At 73.9% G+C, this 21,318-nt stretch carries 18 protein-coding genes; 9 read left to right on the top strand and 9 right to left on the bottom strand.

Annotation, left to right across the window (positions count from 1 at the left end; genetic code table 11):
• Window positions 1–180: 180 nt before the first annotated feature.
• The 5 genes from mscL (at window position 181) to ACSMTC_RS31575 (ending at window position 6,304) form a co-directional block, all read left to right on the top strand.
• Window positions 181–624 carry a large conductance mechanosensitive channel protein MscL gene (gene mscL / locus ACSMTC_RS31595; protein ID WP_436563144.1) on the top strand — a complete coding sequence of 148 codons (444 nt, stop codon included), beginning with the start codon at window positions 181–183 and terminating at the stop codon, window positions 622–624.
• A 314-nt stretch (window positions 625–938) separates the two neighbouring features.
• Window positions 939–1,832, top strand: a complete 894-nt coding sequence (locus tag ACSMTC_RS31590; protein ID WP_436563143.1) for a DUF6643 family protein — start codon at window positions 939–941, stop codon at window positions 1,830–1,832.
• A gap of 172 nt (window positions 1,833–2,004) precedes the next feature.
• On the top strand, window positions 2,005–2,889 hold the full coding sequence (locus ACSMTC_RS31585; protein WP_436563142.1) for an MOSC domain-containing protein: 885 nt from the start codon (window positions 2,005–2,007) through the stop codon (window positions 2,887–2,889).
• 134 nt (window positions 2,890–3,023) lie between these two features.
• Entirely contained in the window at window positions 3,024–5,444 is a 2,421-nt protein-coding gene (locus ACSMTC_RS31580) for a right-handed parallel beta-helix repeat-containing protein (protein ID WP_436563141.1), read from the top strand.
• A 59-nt stretch (window positions 5,445–5,503) separates the two neighbouring features.
• Window positions 5,504–6,304 carry a DeoR/GlpR family DNA-binding transcription regulator gene (locus tag ACSMTC_RS31575; protein ID WP_436563140.1) on the top strand — a complete coding sequence of 267 codons (801 nt, stop codon included), beginning with the start codon at window positions 5,504–5,506 and terminating at the stop codon, window positions 6,302–6,304.
• Between the two features lie 109 nt (window positions 6,305–6,413).
• Here ACSMTC_RS31575 and ACSMTC_RS31570 read toward each other — a convergent pair whose 3' ends face one another.
• The gene (locus tag ACSMTC_RS31570; protein WP_436563139.1) at window positions 6,414–7,517 is read right to left on the bottom strand and encodes a PLP-dependent cysteine synthase family protein; all 1,104 of its coding nucleotides are present in this window, start codon (window positions 7,515–7,517) and stop codon (window positions 6,414–6,416) included.
• Between the two features lie 295 nt (window positions 7,518–7,812).
• On the opposite strand from ACSMTC_RS31570, the gene ACSMTC_RS31565 reads away from it, so the two are divergent.
• A complete protein-coding gene (locus ACSMTC_RS31565; protein WP_436563138.1) occupies window positions 7,813–8,193 on the top strand; it encodes a VOC family protein in 381 nt (126 codons plus the stop codon).
• Between the two features lie 76 nt (window positions 8,194–8,269).
• Here ACSMTC_RS31565 and ACSMTC_RS31560 read toward each other — a convergent pair whose 3' ends face one another.
• From ACSMTC_RS31560 to ACSMTC_RS31545, 4 genes are all read right to left on the bottom strand, one after another.
• A complete protein-coding gene (locus ACSMTC_RS31560) occupies window positions 8,270–8,938 on the bottom strand; it encodes a response regulator (RefSeq protein WP_436563137.1) in 669 nt (222 codons plus the stop codon).
• On the bottom strand, window positions 8,935–10,158 hold the full coding sequence (locus ACSMTC_RS31555; RefSeq protein WP_436563136.1) for a sensor histidine kinase: 1,224 nt from the start codon (window positions 10,156–10,158) through the stop codon (window positions 8,935–8,937). Before ACSMTC_RS31555 ends, ACSMTC_RS31560 begins: the two co-directional genes overlap by 4 nt.
• A 286-nt stretch (window positions 10,159–10,444) precedes the next feature.
• Window positions 10,445–11,311 (bottom strand): PhzF family phenazine biosynthesis protein, encoded by an 867-nt coding sequence (locus ACSMTC_RS31550; RefSeq protein WP_436563135.1) that lies wholly within the window; start codon window positions 11,309–11,311, stop codon window positions 10,445–10,447.
• Window positions 11,312–11,628: 317 nt separating this feature from the next.
• Window positions 11,629–12,897 (bottom strand): ROK family protein, encoded by a 1,269-nt coding sequence (locus ACSMTC_RS31545; RefSeq protein WP_436563134.1) that lies wholly within the window; start codon window positions 12,895–12,897, stop codon window positions 11,629–11,631.
• A gap of 266 nt (window positions 12,898–13,163) precedes the next feature.
• On the opposite strand from ACSMTC_RS31545, the gene ACSMTC_RS31540 reads away from it, so the two are divergent.
• Both ACSMTC_RS31540 and ACSMTC_RS31535 read left to right on the top strand, forming a co-directional pair.
• Window positions 13,164–14,492, top strand: coding sequence for an MFS transporter (locus ACSMTC_RS31540; protein WP_436563133.1), 1,329 nt, complete (start codon window positions 13,164–13,166; stop codon window positions 14,490–14,492).
• A 282-nt stretch (window positions 14,493–14,774) separates the two neighbouring features.
• A complete protein-coding gene (locus ACSMTC_RS31535; RefSeq protein ID WP_436563132.1) occupies window positions 14,775–15,338 on the top strand; it encodes a HutD/Ves family protein in 564 nt (187 codons plus the stop codon).
• Between the two features lie 108 nt (window positions 15,339–15,446).
• Here the strand turns inward: ACSMTC_RS31535 and ACSMTC_RS31530 are convergent, their stop codons facing one another.
• From ACSMTC_RS31530 to ACSMTC_RS31520, 3 genes are all read right to left on the bottom strand, one after another.
• Window positions 15,447–16,214: an acyltransferase gene (locus ACSMTC_RS31530; RefSeq protein ID WP_436563131.1), complete on the bottom strand. Its 768-nt coding sequence runs from the start codon at window positions 16,212–16,214 to the stop codon at window positions 15,447–15,449.
• Window positions 16,215–16,375: 161 nt separating this feature from the next.
• A complete protein-coding gene (locus ACSMTC_RS31525; protein ID WP_436563130.1) occupies window positions 16,376–17,140 on the bottom strand; it encodes an enoyl-CoA hydratase family protein in 765 nt (254 codons plus the stop codon).
• 389 nt (window positions 17,141–17,529) lie between these two features.
• Entirely contained in the window at window positions 17,530–18,762 is a 1,233-nt protein-coding gene (locus ACSMTC_RS31520; RefSeq protein WP_436563129.1) for a geranylgeranyl reductase family protein, read from the bottom strand.
• Window positions 18,763–18,892: 130 nt separating this feature from the next.
• Here ACSMTC_RS31520 and ACSMTC_RS31515 point away from each other — a divergent pair, with 130 nt between their 5' ends.
• Entirely contained in the window at window positions 18,893–20,257 is a 1,365-nt protein-coding gene (locus ACSMTC_RS31515; protein WP_436563128.1) for a dipeptidase, read from the top strand.
• A 155-nt stretch (window positions 20,258–20,412) separates the two neighbouring features.
• On the opposite strand, the gene ACSMTC_RS31510 is transcribed toward ACSMTC_RS31515, so the two are convergent.
• Window positions 20,413–21,171, bottom strand: coding sequence for a DUF4184 family protein (locus ACSMTC_RS31510; RefSeq protein WP_436563127.1), 759 nt, complete (start codon window positions 21,169–21,171; stop codon window positions 20,413–20,415).
• Window positions 21,172–21,318 lie beyond the last annotated feature (147 nt).

The following is a 21,318-nucleotide window of genomic DNA, read 5'->3' as shown; positions in this document are numbered from 1 at the left end:
CCGCGTTCGGGTCAGCCCCGACCGAACTCCGGTACGCGCATTCGACATTGGGACACCGCAGCGACGATTAACCGGATCGGGTGAACTCGGCTGGACCGAGGGTTCGTCGACTCGGCAAGATCGGCAGCCGGGCCCGTCGGCCCCGCTCCCATGCCCACTCCCCCGAGTTTGGAGTTCCCGGTGTTCAAGGGATTCCGCAGCTTCCTGCTGCGCGGAAACGTCGTCGACCTGGCCGTCGGCATCGTCGTCGGCGCGGCCTTCACCGCCGTCGTCACCGGGTTCGTCACGGCCTTCCTCACCCCGCTGGTCGGGGTCGCGACCGGCGCCGTCGGAGACTACAGCCAGAAGCACTTCTCGGTCGCGGGCACCACCTTCCCGTACGGTGCGTTCCTGAACGCCCTGATCAGCTTTGTGCTGATCGCCGCGGTGATCTACTTCCTCGTGGTGGTGCCGGTCGGCCGGCTGCAGAACCGCTTCCGCCCGATGAAGGACGCCCCGGTCGCCATGACCGACTGCCCGCGCTGCCTGAGCTCGGTGCCGGTCGCCGCCACCCGCTGCGCCCACTGCACCTCGGAACTGGCCGGCCGGCCCGGACTTCCCGCCCAGGCGGTGCAGAGCCACTGACCACAGCCAACGCCCGCTGACGGGCACTCAAGCCCCGGCGGCCATCGCCTGTGACCAGGATACGGGCGCCGGGGGCTTGCCACGTACATCCGCACGCCCTCGGCTCACAACGAGAGCGCCGGAATAGATCCAGAAGGTGACGTTCGTCCACTGTTCGACTGTCCGTCAGACGACGGTCTGGCTGAATCTGATCCAACGAAATGTCGGATATGAACATGTTCGAGCGATTTGTGCGAGCGAAGACTCTGTAAACACTCGAACTCCTCGGCCTCCCAGTCTCCTCAGCAGGCATGGTTGGGCTTACGGTATGCCCCATGACCTCGCCCCGCTCCTACGACGGAGTCGGCTACCCCTCTCCGTCCTTCTCCTCCGGCACGCCCATCTACGACAGCCTCGTCGCAGAGCGCGGAGTGCCGCAGATCGCGCCGATCAACGTGCCCGCGGCGCTGCCCCCCGCCCTCCCGTCCGGCTACGGTGCGTCCGGCTACGGCCCTGGCGCGCAGGGCATCGGCGGTGCCCCGGCGCTGCCCGCCCCGGCGATCCCGTCCTCCGGCCTTCCGACGCCGGGCTTCGGCTCGTCGGGCCTCGACAGCCCGACCAGCAACCTGCCCGCGCTGCCCCCGGCCCGCCTCGCGCTCGGCCCCGGTTCCAACAGCGGGCCCGCCACCGCGTACCTGCCCGCGCAGTCGGCCCCGGCCCCGGCCGGGTACGCCGCTCCGCAGCCGGCCGCGCCCGGCTACGGCGGCATGCAGCCGGTCGTGCCGTCGCAGCGTCCGGCGGCTCCGGCGCCCGCCCCGGCCCAGCCGTTCCAGCCGCAGGCGGGCCAGGGCTTCGGCGGGCAGAACGGCTTCGCCTCCGCCCCGCAGGGCTTCGGCGGGCAGCCGTCCGGCGCTCCCGGGATGTCCGCGCAGAACGGCCAGGGCTTCGGCGGGCAGGGCATGGGCGGCCAGCAGTTCGGCGCACAGAGCTTCGGTGGGCAGACGTTCGGCGCCCAGGGGATGGGCGGCCAGGGCATGGGCGGCCAGGCGCAGCAGGGTTTCGCCGACCAGAGCCTGGGTGGGAACCAGTTCCGCGCCGCCGCGCCGGTGGCGCCCGTGCGGCCGGTCCAGCCGCAGCGTCCGGTGCAGTACGGCGAGCAGCAGTACCAGCAGGCTCCGGGCCAGCAGTTCGGCAACCCGCAGACCGGTCGGCAGGCCAACGCCTTCTGACCGACCGGGCGGCACCCGACAGGCAGTACCCCGAGAACCACAGGTCCCGGCGAACGAGGGCGCCGGGCCCCGGCAGGGCAAGGGTCGTCACGAGGGCCGTCCCGATCGCAGCAAGCCTGTGACCGGGACGGCTCTCGCACATACGCGCTACTGATGCTGGCAGGATGTCGTCATGCCACAGCTCACCGCACTTCACATCCACCCGTTGAAGTCCGCCTACCGCCTGAGCCCCGAGAGCGCCCGGGTCGAACCCTGGGGCCTGGTGGGCGACCGCCGCTGGATGCTCGTCGACGAACGGGGCAAGGCGTACACCCAGCGTGAGAACCCCGGCATCGGCCGGTTCAAGGTGCTGCCCGGCGAGGACGGTTCGCTGGCCGTGACCGGTCCGGACGGCGCCCGCCTGGTGGTGCCCGCACCGTCGAGCGCCGCCGGCGCCGAGGTGGTCAAGGCGGACATCTTCGGCTCGGTCTTCGAGGCGGCGCTCGCGAACGCCGAGGCGCAGCGCTGGTTCGCCGAGCGGCTCCCCGGTGTCCGGCTGCTGCACCTGGACAATCCGCTCGCGCGCGCGGTGTCCCCGGACTACGCCGAGTCGGGTGAGACCGTGTCGATGGCCGACGGCTTCCCGCTGCTGCTCGCCTCCACGGACTCGCTCGCCGCTCTGAACGAGCTGATCGCCGCCGAGTACCCGGGGGACGAGGTCAAGGGCGCGGCACTCCCGATGGAGCGATTCCGCCCCAACCTGGTGATCTCCGGCGCCGAGGCCTGGGCCGAGGACGGCTGGCGCCGGATCAGGGTCGGTGAGCTGACCTTCCGGGTGGCCAAGCCCTGCGGCCGGTGCGTGATCACCACCACCGACCAGGAGACCGGCGAGCGCTTCCAGGAGCCGCTGCGGACGCTGGCCAAGTACCGCCGTTTCGGGAAGAGGCTGGTTTTCGGTCAGAACCTGGTCCCGGAGCGTCCGGAGGGCGTGACCGGCGATCTGCTGGGCACCGTCCGGATCGGTGACGAGGTGACCGTGCTGGAGGAGGGCCCGCGCCCGGTGCCGGACCAACGCTGACCATGGCGGCTGTGGCACCGGCACCCGGGGTCCGCTCGCTCGTTGACCAGGGTCGAGCGTCCGGGGAGCCGGGCCGGGCACGCTACCGTGGGCACGGGGCGGCAGGTTCGACGAAGGTGGGATGACGGATCGTCATGGGTGAGCACAGGGTCCGGGTCACGCAGGACATCGCCTCTCGGTGGCGGCGGCGCGCCGGGGAGTACCAGACGCTCGGCGAGGCGCTCGCGGCGGCCGAGCCCGGCGACACCCTGACGATCCGTCCCGGGACCTTCCGGGAGGGCCTGGTGATCGACAAGCCGGTCACCCTGCTCGCCGCCGAGGGCCCCGGCACGGTGCGGATCGATCCGCCCGGCGGGGTCGCGCTGCTGGTCACGGCCGCCGTGACCATGCGCGACCTGGTGGTCGAGGGCGCCGAACTCTCCGTCCCCGCCGTGCTGGTGACCGGCCCCGAGGCCGCCGCCGAACTGGTCGACTGCCGGGTGACGGCGCGCTCCTCGGTCGGCGTCGAGATCGCCGACCAGGCCCGCGCCACCCTGCGCGACTGCACCGTGCACAACCCCTCCGGCCTCGGTGTGCGGCTCCGTGCGCAGGCCGCCGTCGTGGTCGAGGACGGCGAGATCGCCGAGGCCGGGCAGGCCGCGCTCGCCGTTCTCGGCGGCTCGAACGCCCGGCTGGACCGCTGCCGGCTGCACCACGCGAGCGGCGCCGGGCTGGTCCTCGCCGACCCGGGCAGCAGCGCCGAGCTGAACGGCTGCGAGATCTACGAGATCCGGGGCAGCGGGGTGCAGGCGGAGGCGCAGGCGGTCGGCAGGCTCACCGACTGCACCGTCCGCCGGGTCTCCGGCAACGGCCTCTCCCTGGACACCGAGGCCGAGCTGACCCTCACCGGCTGCCGGGTGCACGACCTGCCGGAGAACGCCGCCGATCTGCGCGGCCGCTCCCGGCTGGTGCTGGAGCACAGCACCGTCCGGGACTTCGGCCGGGGCGCGCTGTCGATCTGGGACCAGGGCACCCGTGCCGAGGCGCTCGCCACCGAGATCCACAGCAGTGACGGCGACTACCCCGCCATCTGGGTCAGCGACGGCGCCGGGCTCACCCTCACCGACTGCTCGCTGCACGACCTGCCCGACGCCCTGTTCGTCCTGGACCGGGACTCACGGGCGGAGGCCAAGGACTGCTCGTTCAGCCGGATCCGCAGCTCGGCCGTCTCGGTCAGCAGCGGCGCGAGTGTCGACCTCGCCGACTGCCGGATCCAGGAGGCCGGTACCGGTCTGTGGTTCCGCGACCACGGCAGCGGGGGCCGGCTGACCGGCTGCGAGATCTCCGAGGTGGCCACCGGTGTGATCGTCACCAAGGGCGCCGACCCCGAGTTGCGCGGGTGCACCGTACGGGGCAGCGCGGACGCCGCCGTGTACGTCTCGGCGCAGGGGCGCGGTGTGTTCGAGGACTGCCGGGTCTCGCACGGGAAGGGCTTCGGCTTCCACATCATCGACGGCTGCCGCACCGTGCTGACCCGCTGCCGGGCGGAGCACAACGGCCGGGCGGGCTTCGAGTTCTCCGAACCCGGTCCGGTCACCGAGGGGTGCGTCTCCGACGACGTACCGGCCGCGGCGGAGGTTCCGGCGCCGCGCAGCGCTCCCCCGGTGGGTGCCACCATCCAGGCCGCCGGCCAGGTCTCCGTCGCCCAGCCCTCCGCGGTCCCGCTGGCCTCCGCCGCCTCGGCCGCGCGGATCGCCCCGATCCCGGACTGCCGCCCGGCGGACGAGGCGCTGGCCGAACTCGACGCACTGGTGGGCCTGGCCACGGTCAAGCAGGAGGTCCGCACCCTGATCGACCTGATCTCGGTCGGCCGGCGGCGCCGGCAGGCCGGGCTGAAGGCGCCCTCGCTCCGCCGCCACCTGGTCTTCACCGGCTCCCCGGGTACCGGCAAGACCACGGTCGCCCGGCTCTACGGCGAGATCCTGGCCTCGCTCGGGGTGCTCCAGCGCGGCCATCTGGTCGAGGTGGCCCGGGTCGACCTGGTCGGCGAGCACGTCGGGTCCACCGCGATCCGCACCCAGGCGGCCTTCGACCGGGCCAGGGGCGGGGTGCTGTTCATCGACGAGGCGTACGCGCTGGCGCCCGAGGACGGTGCCAGGGACTTCGGCCGGGAGGCGATCGACACCCTGGTCAAGCTGATGGAGGACCACCGGGACGAGGTGGTGGTGATCGTGGCCGGCTACACCGCCGAGATGGAGCGCTTCCTGTCCGCCAACCCCGGTGTCTCCTCCCGGTTCTCCCGGACCATCACCTTCCCCGACTACTCGGCCCCCGAGCTGCTGCAGATCGCCCGGGCCCAGTGCGCCGAGCACGAGTACGCGCTGTCCGAGGCCGCCGAGTCCGCCCTGCTGGACCACTTCGGCTCGCTGGACCGCGGTCCCGCCTTCGGCAACGGCCGTACCGCCCGGCAGGTCTTCGAGACCATGGTCGAGCGCCATGCGATGCGGGTCGCCCAGCTCCCCGACCCGTCCACCGAGGACCTCCAGCTGCTCGTTCCGGCCGATCTGCCCGCCTGACGGGCTGCCCGGGCCATCTGCGAGGATGGCATCGGACTACTCATGGGGAGGCTCTGGACGTGGCCGACAACGGCAATCTGCTGGCCGAGCAGCGGCGCGCGCTGATCCTCGACGAGATCCGCCGGCGCGGCGGCGTCCGGGTCAACGATCTGACCCGGCGGCTGAACGTCTCCGACATGACGATCCGCCGCGATCTGGACGCGCTGGCCCGCAGCGGCGTGATCGAGAAGGTGCACGGCGGCGCGGTGATGGTCGAGGAGGCCCGCACCCACGAGCCCGGCTTCGAGGCCAAGTCGGTGCTCGAACTCTCCGCCAAGGAGCAGATCGCCCGGGCCGCCGCCGAGTTGGTCGCCCCGGGCAGCGCCATCGCCCTCTCCGGCGGTACCACGACCTACGCGCTGGCCCAGCACCTCACCGAGATCGAGCAGCTGACGGTGGTCACCAACTCGGTCCGGGCCGCCGAGGTCTTCGACCGGGCGCAGCGCACGGCCGGTGCCCCGGGCCCCACCGTGATCCTCACCGGCGGGGTCCGCACCCCCTCGGACACCCTGGTCGGCCCGGTCGCCGACCGGGCGATCCGCTCCCTCCACTTCGACCTGCTCTTCATCGGAACCCACGGCATCTCCCCCGAGGCGGGTCTGTCCACCCCCAACCTCGCCGAGGCCGAGACCAACCGGAACTTCATCGCCTCCGCCCGCCGCGTGATCGCCGTGGCCGACCACACCAAGTGGGGCCTGGTGGGCCTGTCCACCTTCGCCGCCCTCTCCGAGATCGACACCTGGGTCACCGACGCCGCCCTGCCCGCCGAGGCCGCGGCGGCGGCGCGGGAGCACGTGCGGGAGCTCATCCTGGCCGACTGACCGGCCCGGCCGTGGCGGACCGGCCGCCGCCCAGGGCCCGCCCCAACGTCCTTTTCTCACCGGCCTGTTGGCACTGTTCCGGCAGTCGCGGACGGCCGGTGGTGCCCGGTCAGCCGAACAGGCCGGTGCCGTCGAGGAAGGCCTCCAGCTCGTCCTGATAGGGGGCGATGTCGATGCCCTGGCCGGCCAGCCAGTCGTCGGAGTAGTACTTGTCGAGGTAGCGCTCGCCGGGGTCGCAGATCAGGGTGACGACGCTGCCGCGCCGGCCGGAGGCGCGCATCTCGGAGACGATCCGCAGGGCGCTCCACAGACCGGTACCGGTGGAGGCGCCGGCCTTCTTGCCGAGCCGGTGCTCCAGGACCCGGATGGCGGCGATCGAGGCCGCGTCGGGGACCTTCATCATCCGGTCGATGGCGCCGGGGACGAAGCTGGGTTCCATCCGGGGGCGGCCGATGCCCTCGATCCGGGAGCCCCGGTCGCAGGTCGCGGTCGGGTCCTGGTTGACCCAGCCCTCGAAGAAGCAGGAGTTCTCCGGGTCGGCGACGCAGATCCGGGTGTCGTACTGCATGTAGTGGACGTAGCGGGCGATGGTGGCGGAGGTGCCGCCGGTGCCGGCGGTGGCGACGATCCAGGCGGGCTCGGGGTGGGGCTCCAGGTGGAGCTGGGCGAAGATCGACTCGGCGATGTTGTTGTTGCCGCGCCAGTCGGTGGCCCGCTCGGCGTAGGTGAACTGGTCCATGTAGTGGCCGCCGGTCTCCTCGGCGAGCCGGGCCGAGACCTCGTACACCTCGGCGGGGTCGGCGACCAGGTGACAGGTGCCGCCGTGGAACTCGATCAGGTCGATCTTGGCCTGGCTGGTGGTCCTGGCCATCACCGCGATGAACGGCACACCGATCAGCTTGGCGAAGTACGCCTCCGAGACGGCGGTCGAGCCGCTGGACGCCTCGATCACGGGCTTGCCGGGCCTGATCCAGCCGTTGCACAGGCCGTACAGGAAGAGCGATCTGGCCAGCCGGTGCTTCAGGCTGCCCGTCGGGTGGGTCGACTCGTCCTTCAGGTAGAGGTCGATCCCCCACTGCTCGGGGAGCGGGAACCGCAGCAGGTGGGTGTCGGCGGAGCGGTTGGCATCGGCCTGCACCCTGCGGACGGCCTCGTTCAGCCAGGCCCGGTAGTCCAGGTCGGAACGGTCCACGTCCAGCGTCTCGATGCTCACTGGGGTGCCCTCTCGGATCGGTGGGAACTCGGCGAAATGCCCGCGAGTACGACCAACCGAGTGTAACAATCGACTACGAAAAGTAATCGTTTTAAAGGTCCCAGGTTCCGCTTATCGGACTTCCCACTACCGGACCCACGCTGCCGGACGCTTCCTGGCGGGCGGGCCCGGGTCCGGGCCACCTGGGGCATCCCGCCGCACGGACGCCACGCGTCGTACGGGAAACGGCAGTTGCGTTGCTCCCGGGGGCGTGGCGGTACCGGGCCGCATAGCCTGGGAGAAGGAGGTGGGGAAGATGCTGACCGACTCCCCCGTCCAGGCCGTGATCCCGGCCACCGACCTCGGGCGGGCCACCGCGTTCTACCGCGACACCCTGCGCCTGAAACTCACCCTGGAGTCCGAGGAGGAGGTCCGCTTCGAGAGCGGCGGCACCGGGTTCTCGGTCTACCGGACGCCCAACGGCGGCAAGGCGGCCCACACCCTGGCGAGTTGGAAGGTGGCCGACCTCGACGCCGAGATGGCCGACCTGCGCTCTCGCGGGGTGGTCTTCGAGGACTACGACGTGCCGGGGCTGAAGACGGTCAACGGCGTCGCGGAGGCGGAGGGCATGCGCTGCGGCTGGTTCAGGGACAGCGAGGGCAATGTGCTGTGCCTGGCGGAGGAGCACATGCCGTAGCCCCCCGGTCCGGCTGAGACCGCTGCCCCCCGGTGGTCCCGCCGACGAAGGGCGGGGAGCTCGGAGCGCGTGCCGGTCAGCCGAGCCAGCCCGGCCGGACCAGCCCGGTCTCGTACGCGAGCACCACCAGCTGCGCCCGGTCGCGGGCGCCGAGTTTCACCATGGCCCGGCTGACGTGGGTCTTGGCGGTGAGCGGACTGACCACCAGGCGGCGGGCGATGTCCTCGTTGGACAGGCCCATGCCGACCAGTGCCAGCACCTCGCGTTCCCGGTCGGTGAGCCGGTCCAGGCCGGCCGCGACCTGGGCGGGCGCCTTGGAGCGGGCGGCGAACTCACCGATCAGGCGCCGGGTCACCCCGGGCGAGAGCAGGGCGTCACCGGCCGCGACGACCCGCACCGCGCGCAGCAGGTCGGCCGGTTCGGTGTCCTTGACCAGGAAACCGGCGGCGCCCGCACGCAGCGCCTCGAAGACGTACTCGTCGAGTTCGAAGGTGGTCAGCACCACCACCCTGACGTCCGCGAGCGCAGGCCGGGCACCGATCCTGCGGGTGGCCTCCAGCCCGTCCAGCCGGGGCATCCGGATGTCCATCAGCACCACGTCGGGCACCAGCCGGGAGGTGAGTGAGACGGCCTGCTCGCCGTCGTCCGCCTCGCCGACCACCTCGATGTCCGGCTGCGCCTCCAGCAGCGCCCGGAACCCGGCCCGTACGAGTACCTGGTCGTCCGCCAGCAGCACCCGGATCACTCTCCGCCCCCGTCCCCGTCATCGCTCCCGCCGGCGGCTCCGGCGGCGGTCGGCAGCCAGGCCCGGACGCGGAAGCCGCCGTCCGGGCGCGGGCCGGCCTCCAGTGTGCCGCCGACGGCGGCGACCCGCTCCCGCATGCCGACCAGTCCGCTGCCCGAACCCTCGGCCTCACCGCCACGACCGGCCGGGCCCGGGTCGTCCACCTGGACGGTGAGCCCGTCGGCCCGCCAGCCGAGGGTCACCTCGGCGCTGCGCGCCGCCGAGTGCCGGATCACGTTGGTGAGCGCCTCCTGGACGATCCGGAAGGCCGCCAGGTCGAGGCCGGCGGGCAGTCCGACCGGAGTGCCCTCGGTACGGAGGGCGGCGGTGAGGCCCGCGTGACCGGCCTGCCGGACCAGTTCGTCCAGCCTGGCGAGGCCCGGGGCCGGGCTACGCGGGGCGTCCGCACCCGGGGTGCGCAGATGGCCGAGTACCTGGCGCACCTCGCCCAGCGCCTCCTTGCTGGCGGCCTTGATCGTGACCAGCGCGGTCCTGGCCTGTTCGGGCCTGCTGTCGAGCAGCTCCAGGGCCACCCCCGCCTGGAGGTGGATCAGCGAGATGCTGTGGGCGAGGATGTCGTGCAGCTCGCGGGCCATCCGCAGCCGCTCCTCGTCTGCCCGGCGGCGCTCCGCCTCGGCCCTGGCGGCCCGGCGCGCGGCGGTCTGCTCCGACCGGAAGCGCAGGATCTCGGCGACCGCCAGAACCAGCGACAGCCAGGCGGCGATACCGAGTTCGGGCCACCAGCCGGGCCGGGAGACCGCCCCGTGCTGCCAGCCGCCCGGCACGACGTAGGCGAGCAGCAGATGCGCGGCGTAGAACGCGCCGGCGCTCAGCCAGGCCGCCCGGCGGTGGCCACGCAGGACCGCCACGCACAGCGCCACCACCGGGCTCAGGAACACCGGCCCGTACGGGAACCCGGCCACCAGGTACACCACGGTGACGGCCGAGACCCCCACGACCACGGCCGCCGGGTACCGCCTGCGGAACAGCAGCAGCGCGGGGCCGAGCAGGAGCAGGAGGTATCCGAAGGCGTTCAGCGCGAGCCGACCGCTCTGATGGCCCGCCGCGCCGGTCGTCCCGGCCGTCTGGACGAGCGCGATCAGCGCGGAGGAGGCCACGGGCCGCCCCGCCCACGAGCTTGGGCGGGGCGGCGGGAGCCGGGGCGGGCGTTCACCGGTCATGCGGGGAAGGCTATCGGCGCACCGGGTGACCGGGCGTCACCCGGGCGCGGTGCGGTCCCGTACTCCCGCGGTAGTACCCGGCTCCCGCTGCGGCACCCGCCGGGCCCGGGGCGCGGGCCCAACGGGTCGGCTCCGGCTCGGCCGCCCCGGGTGCCGGCCGTGGACGTCGAAGGCGAGCCGGCCGGCACCGGACACCACCTCACCGATTCGCTGCGCCGTCTCCCGGGAGGACGGACCGGTCCGCTCGTGCCGGCCCGGGGCCGGCACGACCGCCACCGGCGCCGCCCTACCCGGCTTCGCCGTCCGGGATGCGCACCGCAGCGCCGCTGACCCGGACCCTTCGGTCCCCCGGGCGCAGCTCGACCCGCAGGCGGCCGGGACGGCCGAGGTCGGCGCCCTGGTACAGGGTCAGTACGGCCGGCTCGGACCCGAGTGCCCCGAGCTCCCGGAGGTAGGCGCCGAAGGCGGCGGCCGCGGCGCCGGTGGCCGGATCCTCGACCACGCCGCCGACCGGGAACGGGTCGCGTACGTGGAAGGTGTCGGCCGACTCGCGCCAGACGAGCTGGAGGGTCGTCAGGTCCAGCCTGGTCATGAAGGCGGCGAGGCGGTCGAAGTCGTATGCCAGGTCGGCGAGTCGGCCGCGGGTCGCGGCGGCGAGGACCAGGTGGCGCGCCCCGGCGTAGGCGATCCTCGGCGGCAGGGTCGGATCCAGTTCCTCGCGGTGCCAGTCGAGAGCCGCGAGCGCCTCCGCCAGGTCCGCGTCGGCGACCTCCTCGACATGCGGCTCGACACTGGTGAGCGTCGCCTCCGGGACGCCGCCGGGGCCGGCGGCCACGTCGACCGGGACCGTGCCCGCGCGGGTCTCGAACACCACCCGGCCCGGTCCGATCCGCTCGGCCAGCGCCACCGCCGCGGCCACCGTGGCGTGTCCGCAGAACGGCACCTCGGCCTTGGGGCTGAAGTACCGCACGCTGTAAGAGCGTTCGGACCCCGGAGTGAGGAAAGCCGTCTCGGAGTAGCCGAGTCCGGCGGCGATCGAAAGCCGGGCGGCGGCGTCCAGCCCGGTGGCGTCGAGCACCACACCGGCGGGGTTGCCGCCGCTGGGGTCGGTGGTGAACGCCGCGTAGCGCAACACCTCTGCAGAGATCGTCATGCCGTCCCGAACAGCACCTCGGAGCGGTTGATTCCCTGTGCCGCGACGGCAGCGAGGTGTCCGGGGTACGCGCTCTCGGCCCGGCCTGCCGGGGCTGCTGCCCGACCTGCCGGGGCTCTGCTCGGACAGCGGGGGACCCGCCCGACCTGCCAGGACCCCGCCCGGCCTGCCCACGGGACCGCCGCGCCGACGACCTCGTACGCTCGCCCGGGCACGACCGTGCCCGGGCGAGCGCGGTCACTGCGGCCCGGCCCGAAGCCGGCAGCCTCCCGGTGGGGCCGTGCGACCGGCGCCCACTGCCCCCCGTTCGCGGAAGGTCAGACAGCGGCCACCGCCTGCGGGTCGTGCAGGTAGGGCTCCCAGGCGAGTTCGGCCGCGCCGACGAGGCCCGCGTGGACGACTTCCGAAGGCACGATCGGCACCCGGCCGCTGCGCCCCCAGAGGCTGCGGTCCGCGACCACCGAGGCGAGACGGTCGGGGGCGGCGAGCAGCAGGTCACGGTGGAGCCCGCTGAGGACGATGCGGTCGGGGTTGAGGATGTTGACCATCCCGGCCAGGCCCAGGCCGAGGCGGTCCACGACGCGCTCGACGGCCGCCAGTGCGTCCGGGTCCTCGGCGGCGGCCCCGGCCAGTTCGCGGGCCTGGTCGAACAGCGGGCGGTCCGGCTCGGGGGTGCGCCCGGCGGCGGCGAACAGGGCCTCCGGGTCGGTCTCGGCGTTGAGGCAGCCCCGGTTGCCGCACGGGCAGGGACGGCCCAGCGGATCGACCGTCAGATGTCCGACCTCCAGGGCCAGTCCGGCGCTGCCGGTGTGCAGTCGGCCGTCGATGACCAGCGCACCGCCGACGCCCCGGTGGCCCGAGGTGACCAGCAGCAGGTGCCGGGCGCCGCGACCGGCGCCGTGGCGGTGCTCGGCGAGGGCGGCGAGGTTGGCGTCGTTGGCGACGGCGCTCGGGAACGGGCGCGGGACACCGGGACCGAGGTCGGCCTTGCGGATCTCCTCGGCGAACAGGTCCGCGACCGGCGTGCCGCTCGGCCAGGCGAAGTGGAGTGCGGCCAGCGCCGTACCGTCCGGTTCGGTCACCGGGTTGGGCAGCGCGAGCGCCGCGCCCAGGCAGCGGCGGCTGGAGGCCCTGGCCAGTGCGGCACCGGCGGTGGTGACCGCGCGGAGCAGCCGTACCGGGTCGGTCGCGGCGGGCAGCGGCAGATGGACCGGCGGTTCCAGCCGGCCGCCGAGCCCGGCCAGCGCCACGCTCAGGCCGTCCGCGTGGATCTGGGCGGCGATCACCACGGGGCCCGCCGGGTCGATGGCCAGCCGGTGCGAGGGGCGTCCGCGTCCGCCGCCGGCCGGGCTGGAGTCGACAGTGATCAGACCGAGCGCTTCCAGTTCGCCGCTGACGGCACCCGCGGTGGCGCGGGTGACGTCCAGTGCGCTGGTGAGCGCGGAACGGGTGGGCGCCTGGCCGGTGTGGATCAGCGCGAGCGCCGGTCCGAGCAGCGTACGGCCACGGTCCGGCGCGCTCCGGCGCGCATCCGCGGCCCCGTGGCGACGCGCGCCGGGCTCTCCCGGCTGACGCCCCTCGCCCACCCCGCGCGAGTGCGGACCGGACTGCGGATCAGAGCGCCGGCCGCTCTGCGCGCCGGACTGCCCGCGAGACTGCGCAACGGCGCGAGCGCCGGACTGTGCGGCAAAGCGCGCACCGGCGCGTACATCGGCTTGCGCCTCGGCTGCCGTACGGGGCCCGGGGCCCGCCCGGTCCTCGGAGACCGGTCGGCGTGCGCCGGAGCCGTCCTCGGGTCCACCGGCCGGATACTGACTTGTTGGTGTGTGCGGCACTCCCCTATTCTGACTTTGTGCCGCTCCTAAACAAAACCCGCGCCCGCTCCGAAGCCCACAACCACCCGATCGGCCGCCGCGGCACCAACCGCAACCGCCCCCGGTCCGCCGCCTGGCCCGCCGCCCGGACGGCCCTCACCGCCTTCTTCGCGGTCGACGGTTTCCTGTTCGCCACCTGGGTGGTCCGGATCCCCGACATCCGGGCCCAGGTCAGCGCCTCGCACAGCGCGCTCGGTCTGGCTCTGCTCTGCATCTCCGCCGGAGCGGTCGCCACCATGTCACTGATCGGCGGGCTCTGCGTCAGATTCGGCAGCCGCCCCGTCACCGTCGGCGCACTGGCCGCGCTCAGCCTCTCCGTACCGCTGCCCGCGCACATGCACTCGGTGCTCGGGCTCGGCCTGGTCCTGATCCTGTTCGGCGCGGCCTACGGTGCCGCGAACGTCGGTATGAACAGCGCGGCCGTCGATCTCGTCAGCGAGCTCGGCCGCCCCGTGATGCCCAGCTTCCACGCCGGCTACAGCCTGGGCGGCCTGCTCGGCGCCGGGGCCGGCGGACTGCTCGCGGGCCGGCTCAGCACGGCATGGGCGTTCGGCCTCGGCGGGGCGCTCGGTCTGCTGGTCACCGCCCTCGCCGGAGCCGCCCTGCTGTCCGGCCGGGCCGTGGCCGCCTCTCCCGCGGCAAGGGCGGCCGGGGAACCCCGGGCGACGGGAGCGACCGAGTGCGCCCCGACCGGCTCCGGGGAGGGTTCGGCGATCAGGAGCCGCAGCTCGGTACCCGCGGGAGCCGCCCGGGTGCTGGTCCTGCTGCTCGGGCTGACCGCCCTGTGCGACGCCTACGGCGAGGGCGCGCTCGCCGACTGGGCGACCCTCCATCTGACCGACGACGTCAGGGCGAGCGCCGGGCTGGCCGCAACCGGATTCGCCGCGTACGCCTTCGCGATGACCGCGGGAAGGGTCGGCGGCACCTGGCTCTCCATCAGGCTCGGCCAGACCCGGGTGGTGCTCTTCGGCGGGCTCACCGCCTGCACCGGAATGCTGGTCGCCGCCCTCGCGCCGAGCGTGCCCGTGGTGCTCGCCGGATTCATTCTGGTCGGGCTCGGCCTGTCCAACATCTTCCCGCTCGCCATCGCACAGGCCGGGGCCATCGGCGGCCCGAGGGGCGTCGCGACCGCCTCCACCCTCGGCTACGCGGGCATGCTGATCGGCCCGCCGGTGATCGGCTTCCTGGCCGACGCCACCACCCTGCCGCTCGCCCTGACCACCGTCGCCGCCACCTCGGCCGCCACCGGCCTGCTCGCGGTCATCGTCCGCTCCCGCCGCGGCCGCGAACGCGCCACGCTCGTCTAGGACTCGGGCGGCGGCCCACCGTCCGGGGCCAAGGTGCGGCTCCCGACCGACGGTGACCCGTCGCGGGGGTGTCCGCGATGGCCGAAACCGCTCACCCGTGACGTGCTCACCGCCGCTCGCGGGCGCGGGAGTCCGTGCCGGGAACCCACAACTCCCCACCGCCCGTGGCATGGTCGAGCTCCGCCGCACCCGAGCGGGTACGGGATCCGACCGCGACTGTGAGAGGCTCGGCCACGGATACGGCGAAGCACGGAGCACCACCGGCGAAGAACGGGGCGAGGGATGGCGGTTCGGGTACTGCGGGCCTACGGACGGGCCGCGACGCCCTGGTTGAACGGCGGCGGGGTCACCCGCGAGGTGGCCGGCTTCCCGGCGGGTGCCGGACTGACCGAGTTCGCCTGGCGGGTGAGCCTCGCGGACGTGGCTCAGGGCGGACCGTTCTCCCGCTTCGAGGGTGTGGACCGGGTGATCACCGTGGTCGAGGGCGCGGGCATGGCCCTGACGGTGGACGGCGCCGAGCACCGCATCGCGCGGCCGTACCAGCCGTTCGCCTTCTCCGGTGAGGCGGAGACCGGGTGCCGTCTGCTCGACGGCCCGGTGGTCGACTTCAACGTCATGACCCGGCGCGGACGCGCGAGCGCCGAGGTCGAGATGGCCGACCGCCGACGAGCGGTCCGGGTGCCGCAGTCCGCCGTCGTCCTGCTGGTCTGCCTCGCCGGCACCGCCGAACTCGGCTCCGCCGGTGTCCGGCTGGGCCGCTACGACGCCGTCCTGCTGGAACCGGGCGAGGACCTGCTGCGGGTGGACGGAGTCACGGCCGTGGTGACGATACGTCAGATAGCCTGACCGCCACTGCAGTTCCGCGTCCGACCCGACCCGGCCTCCGTCCGGTGGCACAGGCGGCGGCCCGGCCGGGCCGCCGCGACCGCCAGGAGCCGTGGACGCCCGCCGGCGTCAGCCCTGGTCGCCGGCCCGCTCGCCGGGCAGGCGCAGGTCCCAGCCGACCAGGGCGCGGAGCTGCTCGGCGGTGATGCCCTCCGGGATGGGGTTGGGCGGCTCGTGGCGCAGCGGCGGCTGCCAGCCGTCGTCGGCGGTCCAGTTGCGGACCACCTTGGCCGGGGCGCCGGCGACCACGCTGAAGTCGGGGATCTCGCCCCGGACCACGGACCCGGCCGCGACCACCACGTTGCGGCCGATCCGCGCGCCGGGCAGGATCACCGCCCCCGTGCCTATCCAGGTGCCGGAGCCGATCTCGACCGGCTCGTTGCGCGGCCACTGCTTGCCGATCGGCAGCTCGGTGTCGTGGTACGAGTGCGCGGTGTCGGTGATGTAGACGTACGGGCCGGTCCAGACGTCGTCGCCGAGCACGATCGACTGGTGGCCGACGATGTGGCTGCCACGGCCGATGACGCAGCCGCCGCCGATCCGGACGATCGGATCGGGTCCGAGGTCGAGGCCGGGGAGGAACCCGGCCGAGATGGTGACGCGTTCGCCGATGATGGAGAACGGCCCGACGGTGATCCACTGCTCGTTGAACACGGCGCCGAGCGGGAACGCCAGCTTGGTGCCGTCGCCGAGTTCCCTGAACCGGTACGGACCCGGGTTGTCGTTGGAGACCGCGCCGACGCCCTGCACCCACTTCCAGCCCCGGTGCACCAGTCGGCCGGCCAGACGGCGGCCTCGGGAACGGGCGGCGTTCAGGAACGTACGGGCATTCGACATATGCCCACGCTAGCTGGCCCGCCGTACGCTCAGAACGGCGGAGGGACCAAGATCACAGGAGTCGGCCGGGCAGCCTCCGGACAGGGGCGCGGGCGCGGGCGACCGCGCACTGCCGTGCAGGTCCCACACCCCCGAGCCGGGGCCGCCCGCTCCCGTGGAAACTACTCGGCCCAGCGGGCGGGGCGGCGTTCCAGGAAGGAGCGCATGCCCTCCTGCGCCTCCGGCGAGCCGAACAGCCGCGCCGACTGGGCGACCCGCTCGTCCGCGTCCCGCTCGAACGAGGCCACCACATCGGCGTTGGTGAGCCGCTTGGACTCGGCGAGCCCCTGCGGCGAGCCCAGCCGGATGGCGTCCAGCACGGTCTTGAGCGCGGCCTGAGGATCCTCCACCGCCTCGGTGACCAGACCGATCCGGGCGGCCTCGGCGGCGTGGAAGACCTCGCCCGTCAGGTAGTAGCGGGAGGCCGCGCGCGGGTCCAGCTTGGGGCGCAGCGGGAGGGAGATCACGGCGGGCGCGAGGCCGAGCCGGACCTCGGTGAAGGCGAAGCTGGAGAGCGGTCCGGCGATGGCGATGTCGGCGGCGCCGAGCAGGCCCAGACCGCCGGCCCGGGCGGCGCCGTCCACCAGGGCGATCACCGGCTTCGGGCAGTCGATGACGGCCCGCTGGATGTCCACCAGGCCGCGCGGTCCCACCGTGGGGTCCGCGCCGGTCGCCTCGGAGAGGTCCGCACCCGCACAGAACACCTTGCCGGTGTGGCCGAGCACCACCGCGCGTACCGCGGGGTCGGCGGCCGCGTCCGCGAGCCCCTTCGCGAGCTCGGCCATCAGCCGGGTGGAGAGGGCGTTGCGGTTGTGCGGGGAGTCCAGTTCCAGGGTGGTGACGGCATCGGCGGTGGTGATGCGGACGAGCGGTACTTCGCGGGTCATCGCGGTCGGTCCTGCTTTCCGGCTGAGGTGTGGTCAAACGGCCTGAGGTCGGCTCGTACGCGCACCCGGCCGCGGAAGGCGACCGGTGCGCACGTGCCCTGCCGGACGGCCGGTGGCTGCGGCCGCCCGGAACCAGACTCTGGCACGACCACCCGCCCGGGAACCAGAGTCCCGGGCGAATCCGCCGGCCCGCGCCTCACCCGCTGCGGCAGCGGATGAGGCGCAAGGGCCTGCCCGACGGCGGACCTGGACGCTCGGCGGACCTGGACGCTCGGCGGACCGGACGCTCGGCGGACCTGGACGCTCGGCGGACCGGATGTACGGCGGACTTGGACGCTCGGCGGACCGGACGTTCGGCCGCCGGCCGATGACCCACCGGCCCGCGAGGCTCAGCGCGCGGCGAAGGACGCCAGCTTGCGCGCCGCCCGGTGGTCGCGCATCACCTGGGCGAAGGTGGTGTGGCCCTGGGTGGTCCGGGCGAAGGCCCGCCAGGCCGGGTCGATCAGGCAGACCGCCGCGTGGAAGAGGTGCGGCCGCCGCTCGAAGGCGTTCAGCATCACCTTTCCGGCCCGCATCTCCACCCCGAGACCGGCCTTGATGGCGAAGGCGTAGTTGAGCGCCTGCCGCCGCACGGAGGTCATGCCGTCCGCCTCGGCGACCTTGACCGCCCACTCGCCCGCCAGCCGGCCCGAGCGCAGCGCGTAGGAGATGCCCTCGCGGGTCCACGGCTCCAGCAGTCCGGCCGCGTCGCCGGCGACCAGCACCCGGCCGCGCGAGAGCGGCGAGTCCTCGGCCCGGCAGCGGGTCAGGTGACCGGACTCGGTGCTCGGGGTGAACCCGGCCAGGCCCAACCGCCGGATGTACTCGGCCAGATACCGCTTGGTGGCCTCGCCGTCGCCGCGCGCCGAGATGACGCCGACGGTCAGCGTGCCCGAGTCGGTCTTCGGGAAGACCCAGCCGTAGGAGCCGGGCAGCGGGCCCCAGTCCAGGTGGATCTTGCCGGCCCAGAACTCGGAGACCGAGTCCGGCACCGGGATCTCGGCCTCCAGGCCGAGGTCGATCTGGTCGAAGGTCACCCCGACGTGCCGGCCGATCCGGCTGGCGCTGCCGTCCGCGCCGACCACCGCGCGGGCCTCGATCCGGCGCCCGTCGGCGGTGGTGACGAACGCGGTCCGCGCGTGCTCGTCCTGCTCGACACCGCTGACCGTCACCCCGGTGACCAGCACCGCACCGGCCTGCTCGGCGGCCTGCACCAGACGCAGGTCGAACTCGTCCCGGTTGACCAGGCCGAACAGCATCCGCTTCGAGCGGCGGGTACGGCTGAACCGGCCGCTGAGGGAGAAGGTCACGGCGTGGATCCGGTCCTGCAGCGGCAGCTTGAAGCCGGGCGGCAGGCTGTCCCGGGACGGGCCGATGATGCCGCCGCCGCAGGTCTTGTAACGCGGGTGCTCGGCCTTGTCGAGGAGCAGCACCCGGCGGCCCTGCGCGGCCGCGGCGTGTGCGGCGGAGGACCCGGCCGGCCCTGCGCCGACCACCACCACGTCCCACACGCCGCCCAGCGGATCGGCTTCGGCGGGGCTGTCGTTACGGGCCTGGTCGTGGGAGGTACCGAAGTCAGTCACGGCTGTTAATCCTAGTCTGCGCACCGGACCCGCCGGTCCATCAGGTTCGCCCCTTCAGCCACCGGCCCCGGCCCGACCTATGATCGGAAGCCCCCTGTAGCAAGTCCCCGCAACCCCCTCGGAGAAGTTGATGACCCAGCAATCCCTGGCGGCGGCCGTCCGGTCCCTGATGCCGCGTGCCAAGGCCGACCTCGCCGAGCTGGTGGCCTTCCGTTCGGTCGCCGACCCGCGCCAGTTCCCGGTCGAGGAGTGCGAGCGGGCGGCCCGCTGGGTCGCCGACGCCTTCGCCGCCGAGGGCCTGACGGGCATCCGCCTGCTCGACACCCCGGACGGCACCCAGTCCGTGTACGGCGAGCTGCCCGGACCCGAGGGCGCGCCGACCGTCCTGCTGTACTCCCACTACGACGTGCAGCCCCCGCTGGACGAAGCCGCCTGGCAGAGCCCCGCGTTCGAGCTGACCGAGCGGGACGGCCGCTGGTACGGGCGCGGCGCGGCGGACTGCAAGGGCAACATCCTGATGCACCTGACCGCGCTGCGCGCCCTGCGCGAGGTGGACGGCGGTCTCCCGGTCAGCCTGAAGGTGATCGTCGAGGGCTCGGAGGAGCAGGGCACCGGCGGTCTGGAGCGCTACGCCGAGCTCCACCCCGAACTGCTCGCCGCCGACGTCATCGTGATCGGCGACACCGGCAACTTCGCCCCCGGTCTGCCGACCGTCACCACCTCGCTGCGCGGGATGACGGTCGTCGAGATCGCCGTCGAGACGCTGCCCGGCAACCTGCACTCGGGCGCCTTCGGCGGTGCCGCGCCGGACGCCCTCCAGGTGCTGGTCCGGGTGCTGTCGACGCTGCACGACGAGCACGGCGACGTCGCGGTGGCCGGGTTGACGGCCGACCAGACCTGGGGCGGCGTGGCCTACCCCGAGGAGCAGTTCCGGGCCGACGCCAAGGTGCTGGACGGCGTCTCGCTGACCGGTACCGGTACGGTCGCGGACCGGCTCTGGGCCCGCCCCTCGGTGACGGTCCTCGGTATCGACGCTCCCCCGGTGGTCGGCGCGACCTCCTCGGTGCAGGCCTGCGCCAAGGCCAGCGTCAGCCTGCGGATTCCGCCGGGCACGGACCTGAAGCAGGCCCAGGACGCCCTGGTCGCCCACCTGGAGGCGGCGGTCCCGTTCGGTGCCCGCGCCACGGTGAGCCGGATCAGCGGCGGTGAGGCGTTCAGCGCCGACACCACGGGCCCGGCGTACGAGGCGATGGGCACGGCGATGCGCGAGGCCTTCGGCGTCGACATGGTCGCTTCGGGCGAGGGCGGCTCGATCCCGCTCTGCAACACGCTGCGGACCCTCTACCCGCAGGCCGAGATCATCCTGATCGGCGTCGAGGACCCGACCACCCAGATCCACGCCGTCAACGAGAGCGTGGACCCGCGGGAGCTGGAGCGGATGGCCCTCACCGAGGCGCTGTTCCTGCGCAACTACGCTGCCGGCTCGGCCTCGTAGCGCTGGGACTCGTAGCGGGTCGACTCGTGACGCGTCGAGTCGTGACGCGTCGAGTCGTGACGCGTCGAAGGGCCGGTGCGGGCGGGCGGTGCGGAAGAGCGCCGTCCGCCCGCCGACCCGCACCGGCCCGCTCCGTCGCGTACGCCGTGCGCGCGTCAGCCGGCGCCGTCCTCGCGGCGCGCGGTCAGCAGCCGTACCGCCAGCGCGTAGCCGACCGCGCCGAGCGCGAGTCCGGCACCGGCGCCGAAGCAGCACTCGTCGAGCCGGGAATCCCCGTGGCGCCGCAGCAACCGGTGAGCCGCCCCGGCGGCGGCACTCAGACAGAGCACGGCAACTCCGGCCCGCCGTACGGCGGTTGGCAGAACCGGCAGCGGCCCTTGCCCGGTCGGCGGCAGGGCGGCCGCGTACCGGATGACCTCGGCGAGCCCGACGACCGAGCCGCCGTACTGCAGCAGCCGGTAGAGCGGAACCCCGGCGAGCCGCCGGGACAGCACCGGGAACGCCCGCACTCCCGCCCGGCCCCGGTGCGTGAACTCGTCCCACCCGACGTGCGTCGCCGCGCCGATCGCGGCCGACACCGCGAACCAGCCGGCCGCCGGGCGCCCGCCGTCGGCGGTGACCGCCGCGGCCGCCGCCCACGAGACGGGGAGCAACGCCGGGACCGGCTCCCGAAGCAGCCACTGCCAGCCGGCCGCCAGAGCGCCCGCGATGGCCACGTCGAGCGTCGGCACCGCCCACCACCGGTGCGTGTGGGCCCCGATTCCGTACGTCCCGCGCAGCACCGACTCCGCGTAGAACGGCACATCCGGCGCCAGCGCCCCGGTCACCAGCCCCACCGCCACCAGCGGCCCGCGCGCCCGTCCGCCGCTCAGCAGCGGCAGCACGGCGGCGGGATGGCTCAACGTGAACGGCACACACCCATCATCGGCACCCGGTGGTCCGCACGCGAGGTCCCGGGGTGCGCGGCTCCGCCCGGGGTGCACGGCTCCGCCCGGCCCGCGCGGGGCTCAGCCGTTGCCGCGCACCAGCGCCACGCGTGGGCCGCCGGCGAGGGCGCCCCG

Source organism: Kitasatospora sp. HPM-01-4 (assembly GCF_051374625.1).
Taxonomy (GTDB): domain Bacteria; phylum Actinomycetota; class Actinomycetes; order Streptomycetales; family Streptomycetaceae; genus Kitasatospora.
The sequence above is the reverse complement of the archived record's forward strand: the minus strand, read 5'-3'. Positions and strand labels throughout refer to the sequence as shown.